This window comes from Methanocalculus pumilus, assembly GCF_055382585.1.
The window spans coordinates 61788-74580 of the sequence record NZ_AP042393.1 but is presented as its reverse complement, the minus strand read 5'-3'; the positions used below and the strand labels follow the sequence as shown (position 1 = coordinate 74580).

The 12793-nt window shown below is 52.7% G+C and carries 13 protein-coding genes; 3 read left to right on the top strand and 10 right to left on the bottom strand.

Annotated features, from left to right (window positions below; genetic code table 11):
• Entirely contained in the window at window positions 1–495 is a 495-nt protein-coding gene (locus ACZ44I_RS00405; RefSeq protein ID WP_464549751.1) for a DUF367 family protein, read from the bottom strand.
• Window positions 496–548: 53 nt separating this feature from the next.
• Between ACZ44I_RS00405 and ACZ44I_RS00400 the strand changes: the two genes are divergently transcribed.
• Window positions 549–1406, top strand: a complete 858-nt coding sequence (locus ACZ44I_RS00400) for a nucleoside 2-deoxyribosyltransferase (protein ID WP_464549753.1) — start codon at window positions 549–551, stop codon at window positions 1404–1406.
• Here the strand turns inward: ACZ44I_RS00400 and ACZ44I_RS00395 are convergent.
• Window positions 1384–3447 carry an acetate--CoA ligase family protein gene (locus ACZ44I_RS00395; protein WP_464549755.1) on the bottom strand — a complete coding sequence of 688 codons (2064 nt, stop codon included), beginning with the start codon at window positions 3445–3447 and terminating at the stop codon, window positions 1384–1386. The two genes, ACZ44I_RS00400 and ACZ44I_RS00395, sit on opposite strands and share 23 nt — an antisense overlap.
• Window positions 3448–3507: 60 nt before the next feature.
• Here ACZ44I_RS00395 and ACZ44I_RS00390 point away from each other — a divergent pair, with 60 nt between their 5' ends.
• On the top strand, window positions 3508–4668 hold the full coding sequence (locus ACZ44I_RS00390; RefSeq protein WP_464549757.1) for a cation:proton antiporter: 1161 nt from the start codon (window positions 3508–3510) through the stop codon (window positions 4666–4668).
• Here ACZ44I_RS00390 and ACZ44I_RS00385 read toward each other — a convergent pair.
• Both ACZ44I_RS00385 and ACZ44I_RS00380 read right to left on the bottom strand, forming a co-directional pair.
• Entirely contained in the window at window positions 4634–5092 is a 459-nt protein-coding gene (locus ACZ44I_RS00385) for a CBS domain-containing protein (protein ID WP_464549759.1), read from the bottom strand. The genes ACZ44I_RS00390 and ACZ44I_RS00385 overlap by 35 nt on opposite strands.
• 51 nt (window positions 5093–5143) lie before the next feature.
• Window positions 5144–6436, bottom strand: coding sequence for a PEGA domain-containing protein (locus ACZ44I_RS00380; RefSeq protein WP_464551677.1), 1293 nt, complete (start codon window positions 6434–6436; stop codon window positions 5144–5146).
• Window positions 6437–6613: 177 nt separating this feature from the next.
• On the opposite strand from ACZ44I_RS00380, the gene ACZ44I_RS00375 reads away from it, so the two are divergent.
• Window positions 6614–7090 carry a chemotaxis protein CheW gene (locus ACZ44I_RS00375; RefSeq protein ID WP_464549761.1) on the top strand — a complete coding sequence of 159 codons (477 nt, stop codon included), beginning with the start codon at window positions 6614–6616 and terminating at the stop codon, window positions 7088–7090.
• On the opposite strand, the gene ACZ44I_RS00370 is transcribed toward ACZ44I_RS00375, so the two are convergent.
• The 6 genes from ACZ44I_RS00370 to ACZ44I_RS00345 form a co-directional block, all read right to left on the bottom strand.
• Window positions 7087–7815: a PEGA domain-containing protein gene (locus tag ACZ44I_RS00370; RefSeq protein ID WP_464549763.1), complete on the bottom strand. Its 729-nt coding sequence runs from the start codon at window positions 7813–7815 to the stop codon at window positions 7087–7089. The two genes, ACZ44I_RS00375 and ACZ44I_RS00370, sit on opposite strands and share 4 nt — an antisense overlap.
• Window positions 7748–9658 (bottom strand): YgiQ family radical SAM protein, encoded by a 1911-nt coding sequence (locus ACZ44I_RS00365; protein WP_464549765.1) that lies wholly within the window; start codon window positions 9656–9658, stop codon window positions 7748–7750. Before ACZ44I_RS00365 ends, ACZ44I_RS00370 begins: the two co-directional genes overlap by 68 nt.
• Entirely contained in the window at window positions 9655–10815 is a 1161-nt protein-coding gene (locus ACZ44I_RS00360; protein WP_464549767.1) for a sensor histidine kinase, read from the bottom strand. Before ACZ44I_RS00360 ends, ACZ44I_RS00365 begins: the two co-directional genes overlap by 4 nt.
• A gap of 78 nt (window positions 10816–10893) precedes the next feature.
• Window positions 10894–11937 carry an RNA-guided endonuclease InsQ/TnpB family protein gene (locus tag ACZ44I_RS00355; RefSeq protein WP_464549769.1) on the bottom strand — a complete coding sequence of 348 codons (1044 nt, stop codon included), beginning with the start codon at window positions 11935–11937 and terminating at the stop codon, window positions 10894–10896.
• 1 nt (window position 11938) lies between these two features.
• Window positions 11939–12340, bottom strand: a complete 402-nt coding sequence (gene tnpA, locus ACZ44I_RS00350; protein WP_464549771.1) for an IS200/IS605 family transposase — start codon at window positions 12338–12340, stop codon at window positions 11939–11941.
• 67 nt (window positions 12341–12407) lie between these two features.
• A complete protein-coding gene (locus ACZ44I_RS00345) occupies window positions 12408–12707 on the bottom strand; it encodes a PAS domain-containing protein (protein WP_464576626.1) in 300 nt (99 codons plus the stop codon).
• Window positions 12708–12793 lie beyond the last annotated feature (86 nt).

Genomic DNA, 12793 nt, shown 5'->3' with positions numbered 1-12793 from the left:
TCAGAGGTACTCAGCCTGCACAGAAAGTACTCCTGCACTATCGACCGCTGCTGCATACTCTGCAAGCGGCTCCGCATTCACCTCGAGGAACCGGATACCAAACGGCACTTTTGAGAGGATCAGCTCTGCCTGATCGCGCTCCCCGAGGATGATCAATGCAGCGGCAAGTGCCTCGACTGATGAGAGGATAAAGGGTTTTCCGAAATTGACCGGGTTTGCTGCGACAAGGAACGGAAGCGCCCTCCGCCCCCGGAAGATCGAGAGCTCTTCCCGTTCAAGCACCTCCCATGAACAGTCGAGGGCGGTGATCGAACGGACCCATCTCCTATCAGCTGGTGAGATGACAACCCCGGCGGTAGGGTCAAGGAGGAGCGTTCCCTTTGGCACCTGCCGGAAAGATGGGAGAACCCTGACAAACCCATACCGCTCAAGTCGCTTAATGGTACACTTCCTGGGATCACAGGTGTTGTCGCGGTACGAGATGAGAGGTATCATGACAGTACTATCTTGCGCTTCATATCACATCAAGCACCGCGATCAATCCATCAATGATCAGTACCAATACTGACACTATGTATGTGATGGTTGCACCCTGTATCCTCGATCCCTCACTTCGGGCTGAGGGGATCACACAGGATGAGGATCTCAGGGCATATGCTGCATGCCTGAAACGGTGCTCGGCATTCGGGCTAGAGGTTGTTCCGCTCCCCTGCGCAGAGACACTCTATCTCGGAAAGAATCGTGTTCCCGGGACATTTACAGAGCGGCTGAATACCCCGGAATTCGAACTCTTAATTGACCGGCTTGAGATTGAGGTGCGACAGATCATTCTCCAGCGGGGGGAGCCGCTCTGCATCATCGGGGCAGATTCTTCCCCTGCCTGCGGCGTGAACACCACCTGGTACAGCCCTGAAGAAAAAGTAAATCACCGCGGTGTTTTTCTCTCCCGTTTCCCGGAAATCCCGGCTATTGATGCGTTTGATTTTGCCCGGTACCGTGTGTACCTTGCCGCCCCCCTCTTTACAGAAGCGGAACGAAAGTATAATGAATTGATCAGGGATCTGCTTGCAACCCACTGCTTTGAGGTCTATCTTCCCCAGGAGGCAGGTGATGACTCGGCGTCACGGGATCATGATGCGATGGAGGAGATCTTCACCTCTCATTGCCAGGCATTGAAAGCAGCTGACTGGGTGGTTGCCATTGTTGATGGTGCCGATGCCGATTCAGGCACTGCATGGGAGATGGGGTATGCGTATGCAAACGGAAAACCGGTCATCTCGCTCAGGACAGATTTCAGGAAAACCGGTCATAACGAGCATGTGAACCTGATGCTGGAGCGATCATCTGTTGTGGTCACCAGTAAAGAGGATCTGCCGCACGCACTCATCTCCCCGCTTCACCACTGAATAAGTTCTGTTTTGTTGCCATCAGGATCTCCCCGACAGCCCGGAAGAGATCCTCGATCTCATTGAAGACCGGTACCCTGCCTCTCCTGAGTACCGGAAAGCCGGGCTTCACCGAATCCCCTCCGGGAAGGGCAGCAACCACCATATTTGCTGTATGCTCTGAAAACCGGACGATCTCAAGTGCAAGCTGCTTTGGGTCTGCTATTGCGGTCGGAGCTGAAATGATGATTGCGCAATCCCAGAAATCCTGGTTCTTCAGGAGAATATCAAAGGCCTTTGCAAACCGTCCTGTGGTCGAATCCCCTATCATATCGATCGGGTTTCTGCCACTCCATCCCGGCGGGAGGATTGTATCCATCTCGGCACGCACCCCGTCCGGGAGCATGACGAGATCGATTCTGTTTCTCTCTGCATAATCTGATGAGAGGACAGCAAAACCACCTGCACTCGTCACGACAACTGCCCGGTTCCCTCGTGGATAGCCCTGCCCTGAGAGTATTGTCCCGATCTGGAACGCGGATCTGATCGAGTCGGCAGGTACCACTCCTCCCTGCCGAAATGCCGCACGATAGGTCTGGTAGTCCCCGGCAAGGGATCCGGTATGGGATGCCGCTGCTGCCCTCCCGATCCGGGATCTCCCGGCCTTGATCGCCACCACCGGTTTCTCTTTTGATATCCGGGAGACTGTCTCAAGGAAACGTTTACCTTCGCGTATCTCCTCGATATAGAGAATGATCACAGAGGTATTCTCATCCTGTGCGAGGAGATCGATGTAATCGACAAAACTGATATCTGACTGGTTTCCGGCACTGATAATAGCAGAAAACCCGATCTCCTCCTGAATGCTCCAGTCCACAATCGTTGTGATCAATGCCCCGCTCTGTGAGATGAATCCAAAAGGCCCGGGGTTTGCAGAATTGTTACTGAAGGTTGTATTGATCTGTTCGGGTGGCACCATGATCCCGAGGCTGTTTGGCCCGATGATCCGAAGCCCGTTCTTTCTCGCAATGCTGACGATCTCCTCTTCGAGCTGTCTTCCCTCCTCTCCGGACTCCCGGAACCCAAATGAGATGATGACCGCAGTTCTGACATTCTTTAGGGCACAATCCGAGATGATCGACGGCACCACCTGCGCCGGCACCGCAATCACTGCCATATCAACCGCTTCAGGAATATCTGTGACCTTCTGATATGCCTTCCTCCCGAGGATCTCTTCATGTCTGGGGTTCACCGGATAGAGCGATCCCTGAAATGAGAGGAGATTTCTTGTGATTGTATAGCCGATCTTCCTCTGGTCAGGGCTTGCGCCGATGACCGCAATTGACCGGGGCTTCAGTATAGCGGGATCAAGTGGCAAAAGAGCCCTCTCCTCCTGCCCGTGCTGCTCCCCTTCAATGAACCGGGCATCAACTGCGATACAGCCATCCTCATAGAGGATAAGGGGGTTGATATCAAATTCGGTGAACTCAGGGTGATCGAGGAAGAGATCAGCTGCTGCCGCGATCACATCGATAAGCGCCTCCTCGTCCCGTGGAGGCTCATCACGGAACCCCTGTATCAGCCGATACCCTTTGATCTCCCGGATCATAGACCTGATCTCATCCCTCCCTACCGGGAGGACCCGGATCGAAGTATCCCTGAGTATCTCCACGAGTTTTCCCCCGAGCCCGCAGGTGATCGTCTTTCCAAATGCCGGATCGGTTGCTCCCCCGATCAGGATCTCGAGTCCCGGTGCCGCCTCCTCCTCGATCCGCACCCCGGTGATCTCAGCATCCGGCCGGAGATCCACTGCCCTTTCGATCAGCCCGGCATATCCCTCTCTGAGTTCCCTTTCATCCGTGATTCCGAGCAGAACCCCACCAACATCGCTCTTATGGAGGATATCCGGGGACTCGATCTTCAGTACAACCGGATACCCGATCCTTTGGGCGATAGAAGCCGCTTCGTCTTCGTCTCTCGCCAGATCGTCCTGTGGTACCGGTATGCCGTATTCGGAGAGGATCGAATACGCATCCTGCCCGGATATATGCCTCCCTGTCATAGCTACTCCGGAATAGGTCGGCAAGGCTTTTTACCTTATCCCGGAGATGGCAGAATACGAATGTTTGTGGTGCTTGAGATCCTGATCCTTCTTCTTGTTGCAAAAGCTTCAGGAGAACTTGTCGAGCGGGCCGGATATCCCGCACTCGTCGGCGAGATCACAGCCGGCCTGATCCTCGGCCCCTCACTTCTGGGAATCATCGAGCCAAACGAGGTGATTGGAGCCTTATCGGATCTCGGGCTGATCGTCCTCCTCTTCCTCTCTGGCATTGAGACCGATCTCAAGAACCTCGCCTCAGCAGAAAAAGCCGGCACATTAACCGCTCTCTTTGGTGTTGCTATCCCGTTCGCTTCAGGTTTCGGTCTTGGATACCTCATTGGGATGGATCTGATCACCTCTGTCTTCCTCGGGATCGCGCTTGCCATCACCTCAATCGGGATATCAGTCCGGGCACTTGTTGATGAACATGCCCTCTCGTCCCCGATTGGAAGTATCATCATCACAAGCGCCGTCATTGATGATCTGATTGGTATTCTCCTGCTTGCAACGCTTTCAGCCTTTGCCCTTGGCGGCGGGTTTGCCTCGGTTGCCGGCACTGCCATACTGGGTCTCATCTTCCTCACCTTCATGGTGACCGGAGGCCGTCGTATCCTCGGGCGGTTGTATGCAAAGGTGCGGCGGCATGCCTCTCATGAGACTGCGTATTCGGCGAGTCTCATCATCGCTTTTTCCTCTGCTGCCGTAAGCCATATTATCGGCCTTCATCTTGCTATCGGTGCCTTTTTTGCAGGGCTTGCACTGAGTGATCGGATTCGGCCTGATCGAACGATAGAGGGGAGCCTCTCGGATCTGGGGCTTGGATTTCTTATCACCATCTTCTTCGCATCAATCGGCCTTTCGCTGACGCTCTCTGCTGAAACATTCCTTGATCCCCTTCTTCTTCCGCTTGTTCTGGTTGCTTTCTCAGGAAAGATCATCGGCGGCTATATCGGATCCAGGCCATTTCTCCCCGATTCCGTAAGTGCTCTCATCGTCGGTATAGGACTCTGTCCACGTGGAGAGGTGGCGCTTGTCGTTGCAACGATTGCACTCTCTGCCGGAATCATCACCGCGGCACTCTACACGACAGTGACGGTCATGGTGATAGCGACGGTATTGATCGCTCCCTTCTTCTTCAGGATAGGATTCAAAGCTCTCCGGAGATCCGAAGATGCTGTATAATCCGGCAGATTTCAATTCGCCCTACCACTCTGTTTTGAGGGTCAACGACAATGAGATCACCATGCCGGTTACGTTGCATTAACTGCATTGCATTCAGGATAGAATCATCTTCATGAATGGTAATATGCTCCCTGCTCATCAGATCCCTTGCGGTTGCCCCCTCCTTCTTCAGGTGGCAGGTGATGCATCGTGTAGATCCTGATCCCCGTATCCCGACTGTCGGCAGAATGGATCCGATCAGATCAAGGGGGGTGATGATCCCAAGGAACCCTCCCTCCGGTGTCGTTACCGGAATATCCCCACACCCTTCAACCGAACCTAATTCGATGAGATCGCGTATTGGAGTATCAGGCAAAATCGTTTGTGAGATCGGTGTCATGATCGATCGGACTGTATCTGATCGATCATCAACTGGTGGTACCATCTGTCTCAGTCCGGCAGATTGTACCTGATTGGAAAAAAAGGTTCGTATTGGTTATCTCCGCTTTGCAACAAAGAGGAGAACTCCAAGAAGTCCGACTGCTCCGATAACAGCAAACGGAAGGCTGCCTGAGGGTGTCGGTGCCGGTGGTGCCGGCTGCGGGGTGAGAGTTGCAGATACTGGCGTTGTCTGTCCGGATGTCACTTCAAATGAACTCATCCAGTCACTGTATCCTGACATCTTCAGGGTGATCGAGTGGGTTCCCGCAGCGAGATCCGGTACCAGTACCGGAGAATAGCCGCGGAATAGGTTGTCAACATACACTTCGGCGCCGGATGGCCCTGACATGACATTTGCCTTGCCGGTTGTTGCCGGAGCAGTCTGTGGTGTCAGTGTTCCGCTGACATATTTGATCCCGCCGCCGGTGACCGAGATAGATGTGGTGTAGTCATAGTACCCGGGCTTTCTCAGCATGAGCGAGTGGGTTCCGGTTGAAACCCCGACGATATCAAAGTAATCGTTCGGATAGGTGTTGCCCTGGAAGTTACCATCAAGGTAGATCGATGCGCCCGAGGGGTACGACTGGACTGAAACCGAGCCGGTTGTTGGGGTGCTTGGGGATAGGACAACATTCTTGGTTGTTGTCTGGCCGGAATAGATCTGCACTGTTTGTGTGGATTTCTGGTATCCTGAGAGCCTGAGTTCGAGGGTGTGAGCCCCGACGACGAGATTACCGACAGTCATCGGTGTGTACCCGCGGTATGAACCGTCAACATAGACATCGGCTCCGGAAGGGCTTGAGGTGACCGTCAGGTACCCTGTTGTCTGGGGGGTGGGTGAGAGGCTTGCATAGATATCGGTGGTCTGCCCGGAATATGCGGTATAGACAGCAGAGTATGCATCATATCCCGGATATTCCACCTGAACACGGTGTGTCGTCCCGGCGGTCACCCGGGTGGTCACCGGTGTCGATCCGACATAATGGCCGTCTACCCGGACCGTTGCACCATGGGGACTTGAGTCAATAGAGAAATACCCGTCCTGAACCGGTGTTGGTGTCGGTGCGATCTGCTCAAGTGTCACATGGACGTATTCGGTCTGTCCCGCTGAAGGGTGTGGTGCAGAGACGGTTTTTGCCTTGTAACCATCTTTCGAGACGATGATCGATCCGGGCGGTGTGCCGGTGGTATATACTTTGATCTCAACCGGTGTTGTTCCTTCATAATGTCCATCCAGGTTTACATCAGCTCCGGTTGGATCCGAAGTGACAGAAATAATCCCGACATCCCCGCCGAGCTGGGCGGAGGCGGGTATGGCTGCAAAGAGCAGTGTAGTAATTACAGCCATTACAATCAAACGCATCATTAGCATGGGAAATCCCGATATACGAAACGAAATATGCATATATATAATTAACGGATTTGATCTCCCCGGGATCAATTTATAAGAGATGGATGGCGTACATACATCCAATACGGACTGTATCTTCTGGCTTTTCCAGATGTTGAGGCAGGTGATTGAAGAATGGATGATATCGAAATTGTGGAATTTGAGCTTGGAGGGGAGCACTATGCACTCGATATCCAGCTTGTCCGTGAGATCGTCGAGATGAAACCAATCACAGAGATTCCACGCACCCCCCCTTATATCAAGGGGATTATGAACCTCCGTGGTGAGATCACAACCATTCTCTCATTAAACCACCTCCTCTCCATCGCCGATCAGAGCGATGGTGAACGGAAGATCATCGTCCTTATTCCCGATGCCTCCCAGGGCTCAAATGTCGGCATGATCGTTGATGATGTCCACTCGGTGATGCATGTTCCGGAATCTGATATCGATCTCTCCTGCGAGGGGTACGGTGACAGGGTAGCGGATTATCTTCGTGGTATAATCAAAATACCAAAAGAAGGCTATGAAGAAGAGACTGAACGCCTCCTCCTCTGGCTTGACATGAAACGGCTTCTTGACAGCTTCTTTGCTGATGCCCAGCAGGGCTAATGCCTTTGTCTATATCCTATACAGAGTGCAGCTCCAATGAGTGCAGGAACCCATCCTGATGCTTCAGGTGTCTCTGGAATGGTTTCTATTGGCAGGGGTGTTGGTGCCTCAATCTGCCTGAGCGTCTGTTCGATCGAGGTGGTATAACCCTCATAGATCATTACATTCATCCCAAACGGATGGTAGCCCTCATGCGAGATGTCAACTGCATATCCTCCGACAGGAAGGGAGATACCAAGCGGCGTCTCTCCGGCATATTCACCATCAATCTCAACGCGTGAGCCATATGGTTCAACCGTCACCTGGAGTGATCCCCGCTCTTCTGATGCAAAGGATGCGGTGATCCCGCCGGTTCTGAGCGTCACCGGAATGATCTTGTATGACGCATCCCGGAGATTGCGCCTGTCCACTGCCCGGTCGACCGCATAAACGGTGTAGGTTCCGGCATCAAGACCAGTCCCGGCGGTATTCCATTTGTATTCCCATCTCCCAGATGAGGAGACTTTAGCGGTGGTAAACTGGCCATCGGCTGCTCTCAATGAAGGGTTATGCAGGGTGACTCCGGCGGAATCGAGGTTTGGCCCGGTCACATAGAGGTAGATGGTTGTGGCTCCGGGGGCAGAACCAGCGAGTGTGATCGTCTCGCCGGTCACTGCTTCAAGGGCGGCTCCGCCTGGTACGAGAAGGGCTGCGATCATGATCGCGGCGAATAGAATCCGGTTCATATAATGATCTATAGCGCTTCCCTGATAATGCAGTTTCTCTTTTCCCAGGAGGAACGAGTGCATCCGTACCATGGCCGATCAGATCTCCCCGTTTAGAGCGGAACAGCCCTTCCCTGACAAGCGGGGCATTCTCCGGATCCATGAACCTGAGGAAAGCCCGCTGGATTGTTCTCTCCCTCTCTTTCGGGATATGCACCTTCTTCATCGTCTTTGGATCGATTCCGGTATGGTACATGGTTGTTGATCTGGTCATCGGTGTGGGGGTGAAGTCCTGCACCTGCTCGGGAGCAAGCCCCGTTCTTTTGATGTAGCAGGCCAGATCGATCATATCAGGAATGGTACATCCCGGGTGTGAGCTGATCCAGTAGGGGATCAGGTACTGTTTCTTCTTCTCTTCAGGCTGGTTCTCATGAAAGACCCTTCTGAACTCTTCGAAAGCTGATATGCCGGGCTTGTTCATCAGTTCCAGAACATGCGGGCTGATATGCTCGGGTGCAACCTTCAGCTGGCCTGAGACATGGTGGTGGACAAGCTCCCGGATATACCCGGATCGATCGGCAAGCGCGAGATCGAACCGCACTCCGGAGCCACAGAAGACGTGTTTTATCCCCGGCATCTCCCGGAGCCGCTTAAGGAGTGATACCAGTGCGCCATGATCGGTTGAGAGGCTTTTGCAGTCCGGCCCGCAGGATCGGTCAGGGCATGTGCCGGCAGTCTTCCAGAGGTTGCAGGAGAGGCCGTACATATTCGCAGACGGCCCTCCGACATCCTGGATCGTGCCCCGGAACGCTTTCATCCTGCTGATCCGATCCACCTCATTTGCAATCGACTCCTCGCTCCGGCTTGAGACGATCCTCCCCTGGTGATGGGCGAGTGCACAGAAGGAGCAGTCTCCAAAACAGCCACGGTGACTGATGACCGAGAACCGGACCGGCTCAAGTGCAGGTATCGGCTCCCTGTACAGGGGATGGGCGGCGCGTGCAAACGGATGATCGTAGATGGCATCCAGCTCTGCTGTATCGGGGGGCATAGCCGGGGGATTCTGGATAACGACCGTCTTTGGATGTGGCTGGGCTACTGCACGCCCCTTAACCGGGTCCTGTTCCCTGGCATGGGCGGCAAATGCTTCTGCATACCAAACTGTACTCTCCCTCACCTCCGGATAACCCGGAAGAATCACAAAACCCTCCTGCTCGGAGATCTTCCATTCAGAAACCGGCATCGTCTGGCAGGTGCCGGGGATATCCCGGATGGATCGGATCGGATCCCCTGCACTCATCCGATCGGCGATCAGCCGCAGGGTTCGCTCACCCATCCCATAGACGAGCAGGTCTGCCGGGGCATCTGCCAGTATGGACTGCCTCACTGAATCCGACCAGAAATCATAGTGTGCAAACCGTCTGAGGCTCGCCTCGATCCCCCCGATCACAATCGGGGTGTTCCGGAAGAGTGACCTGAGTTTGTTCGTGTAGACGATCGTCGCTCGATCGGGCCTTTTCAATCTCCCCCCGGGCGAATAGGCGTCCTTCTGTCGGCGTTTTTTATTCGGGGTCTGCGCATTCACCATCGAGTCGACATTTCCGGCAGATACGGCAAAGAAGAGCCGGGGGGTGCCGAGTGCCAGGAAATCCTCGTCCTTTTGCCAGTCCGGCTGCGGGATGATCCCGACGGTATACCCGGCTGACCAGAGGTTCCGGCCGAGGATCGCAGCGGCAAAAGAGGGATGATCCACATATGCATCGCCTGAGACGATGATGATGTCAAAAGAATCGATCCCGAGTTTCTCTTTCTCCTTCCCGGTGATGGGGAGGAAGCGGGGCTCTTCAACAAGATTGCGGGTCATGTGAGGCCGGTATCCCTGGCCCGGCGGAGTGTCAGGATGAATGCCGATCCCTCCTCCTGCCTTCCGGCAATCCTGTCAGTTACCCGGATAGATCCACCATACCGCTCAGCCAGTGTCATGCAGATATAGAGCCCTATTCCAAGCCCCTTCTTCTTTGATCCGATCCTCAGGTTCCTGGTAAAGAGCTGTTCTTTCTCTGCATCCGAAATCCCTGGTCCGTTGTCTTCAATAGTGACAATCACCTCATCTTCTTCTTCTCTGACAGAAACTCCGATCATTGAGCCGTCTCCTCCGTATTTCATCACATTACTGAAGAGATTAAAGAAGATCCCGGAGAGAAGCTCATCTGCATAGACGACTGCACCAGATGGTGTAAACCGGATATCAACCCCTACCGGAATCGCCCTTTGAATAACAGGATCGAGTGGGATCGGCCTCTGGCTCTCATCTCCTCCCTCGCGGATCGATCGGATCATCATCACATTCCGATGGATCTCCGCTGCGGTGTCGAGTGCGGATCTGATAATACCTATATATCTCTCCCTCTCCTCGTCATCCGCATCCTTCAGGAGTTCAAGGCCTCCCCCAATGATCATATGGGCATTATTGACATCATGGACGAGAATATCAAGGAAGAGATGTGCCAGATCGTTTGCCGTCTTCAGTTCATCCCGCATCATTCCTGACCGGATGGCACCGCCTATCTCTCTCCCGATGCTTATCAGGAGGGACTGTTCATCTGAATCAAACCCCTCCCTTCCCTCTGAGAAGAGATTGATTGAACCGTGAACCGTCTCGTCAGATATGAGCGGGATGATCCCAACAGCAGTCGGAAAGTTCAGATCAGTGACCTCCCCGATACCGATGATGCCCGATGCCTCTTTGTCACGGATCTCGCAGAAGATGGGCTCTCCCCTCTTGTATACCGTAGTATATGGTTCTTTTGTTGTGGGAAGGCAGATATGCACTCTACGTACCGGGCAGCCGGGCAGACTCCCCCTGCTGACTGCAAGATGCGCTTTGCCCGCATCGGGGCGGGTGGTATAGATGGCAATGAGTGTATTCTCAAAGAGTGCATGAAGTTCGTCCGCTGCAACAGCGAGCGCATCCTCAATCTTCTCTTCGGTATGCATCGCGAGGATTACGGTGTTGGTCATCTGGAGGAGGCGGTACTAGGAAGCAACTTTCTTTTGTGCATCAATAAGGGGGGTAATATCTCTGACATACTCCCACGACTAAAGTCGTGGGGTTCTGACGTTGCTTAGGCATTCTTCAAGCATTGCGTCGTGGGGTATCAGTGCTCCCATCGTGTACATCTCTTTCTGTACATGATCAATCATGCTTTTTTGACGGAGTGCGATATTGAATGCCGCATTCACATCAGCATGATCAACGTGCCCGCAGACCGGACACTTAAACTCCTTTCCTCGCCGTTGACCTCTTCCATCACACCGAGAGCAATCTTGCGAGGTGTATGCTGGATCAATGTAGAGGACAGGAACGCCGAGCAGCTTGGCTTTGTATTCTACAAACTGTTGTAGTTGATAAAACGACCAACTGTGCAGGGCGTATTTGAACGAACGGTGTTGTTTCCTCGTCTTGCGGATACCGTCCAGATCCTCAAATACGAGTGCTGCGTCTTGATCTTTTGCCATATCGACAACCTTGCGGCTAATTTTATGGTTCAGATCCTTGACGATACGGGACTCACGATCTTTGATCACTTTCAGTCTGCGGAACTTTCCTTGTTTCTGAAGGCGTTTTCGGATCGCGGAGTATTTCCGGTGCGTGTGGAGTGCCTTCTTACCAAGTTTCTCGATCTTCCCGGTATCAGGATTCGCTACTACCGCCACATGCCCCGTGGTGTTCCGATCAACCCCGATAAACTGTCTGGGCATCATCTCCGGTTCTTCCATGACGGTACAGGACACATAGGCGTATTCGGCATCAATCTCGATCTGATTAACCTTCTCGAACTCTGGAAACTGGTAGTTGAGAGTCAATTTCAACGGGACAACCCGGATTGTTCGAGCATCTCGATCCACTTTGATTGACTGTCCCGGTACAACCAGATTGACGTTCCGTACCCGTTTGATTGTCTTCTGGCTTCCATACTTCTTGAGGATCTGGTTTGAGAGGGCTGATTTTAATCCAATCTCTTTGACCGCAGCGGACGAACGGCATTTCGGATTTCTAACTGAAAACTCCGCTACAGCAAACGCTTTCTTTAATTCATCGCTGAAATCGCGGTTGTGCCGGAGTTTGTAGGTTAAGATCATGTTAATTCCGCTTCTGGTCTTCGATATATTTTTTCACAACATCTTCAGAGATGTGTCCGCATGATTCAACATAGTAGCTACGAGTCCACAATGACGGCAAACGAGTTCTCAATATCTCGAACTCCTGGCGGAGTGTCCTTGATGTATATCTTTTGAACTGCTGTACGATCCAGTGTGGACTTGCAGTAGGTTTTGTTTTGACAAACAAATGGAGGTGATCGGGCATTATTTCCATTGTTTCGATGACAACTCCGATCTCATCTGCCTTCTCCCTGAGAAGAACTTCTAACCTGTCAGATACCGGAGATTCGAGGACTCTACGTCGATATTTCGGGCACCATATGATATGGTATCCGATGTTGTATACCGTTGTATCTGAGTGCGTCCACCGCTCTTTTGCCATCTATATAATTATATGAGCGGATAATAGATATTGTTTGTGGTTCGGCATTGACGCATTCATCCCACGACTAAAGTCGTGGGCTTTCTGCTGCTATGATCGTAATAATCGCCATAATCCGATTTCGTTCCCCGATCTTAATCGGTGTTAAGATCACCTCTGTCTTTCTCTCGATCCCTCCGGCAGCCGTATATATCCACCCAAATTTTATTGGTCCCCGTTCCAGCTGAGAGAGCATTATCTTCATTTGTTCAACAGAGGACTCTTCACCCGGTTGCATGGCAGGGGAGAGATCCGCTGGTCTTCTCCCGATCAGCTTATCAGATGCTATCCCGAAGAATTCTCCTGAGGCAGCATTTGCCCGTGAAATCGTTCCATTTTCCAGAATGAGGATACATTGCGGGGAGGATTCAAAGCACTCATCGAGAAACAGATACTCTTGATCCCGGAATGAGG

What these genes read in the sequence shown, in the direction of transcription:
- ACZ44I_RS00400 (WP_464549753.1), top strand. Translation starts at nt 549, where the DNA reads ATGATCAGTACCAATACTGACACTATGTATGTGATGGTTGCACCCTGT.
- ACZ44I_RS00405 (WP_464549751.1), bottom strand. Translation starts at nt 495, where the DNA reads ATGATACCTCTCATCTCGTACCGCGACAACACCTGTGATCCCAGGAAG.
- ACZ44I_RS00395 (WP_464549755.1), bottom strand. Translation starts at nt 3,447, where the DNA reads ATGACAGGGAGGCATATATCCGGGCAGGATGCGTATTCGATCCTCTCC.
- ACZ44I_RS00370 (WP_464549763.1), bottom strand. Translation starts at nt 7,815, where the DNA reads ATGAACCGGATTCTATTCGCCGCGATCATGATCGCAGCCCTTCTCGTA.
- ACZ44I_RS00380 (WP_464551677.1), bottom strand. Translation starts at nt 6,436, where the DNA reads ATGGCTGTAATTACTACACTGCTCTTTGCAGCCATACCCGCCTCCGCC.
- ACZ44I_RS00390 (WP_464549757.1), top strand. Translation starts at nt 3,508, where the DNA reads ATGTTTGTGGTGCTTGAGATCCTGATCCTTCTTCTTGTTGCAAAAGCT.
- ACZ44I_RS00365 (WP_464549765.1), bottom strand. Translation starts at nt 9,658, where the DNA reads ATGACCCGCAATCTTGTTGAAGAGCCCCGCTTCCTCCCCATCACCGGG.
- ACZ44I_RS00385 (WP_464549759.1), bottom strand. Translation starts at nt 5,092, where the DNA reads ATGGTACCACCAGTTGATGATCGATCAGATACAGTCCGATCGATCATG.
- tnpA (WP_464549771.1), bottom strand. Translation starts at nt 12,340, where the DNA reads ATGGCAAAAGAGCGGTGGACGCACTCAGATACAACGGTATACAACATC.
- ACZ44I_RS00375 (WP_464549761.1), top strand. Translation starts at nt 6,614, where the DNA reads ATGGATGATATCGAAATTGTGGAATTTGAGCTTGGAGGGGAGCACTAT.
- ACZ44I_RS00355 (WP_464549769.1), bottom strand. Translation starts at nt 11,937, where the DNA reads ATGATCTTAACCTACAAACTCCGGCACAACCGCGATTTCAGCGATGAA.
- ACZ44I_RS00360 (WP_464549767.1), bottom strand. Translation starts at nt 10,815, where the DNA reads ATGACCAACACCGTAATCCTCGCGATGCATACCGAAGAGAAGATTGAG.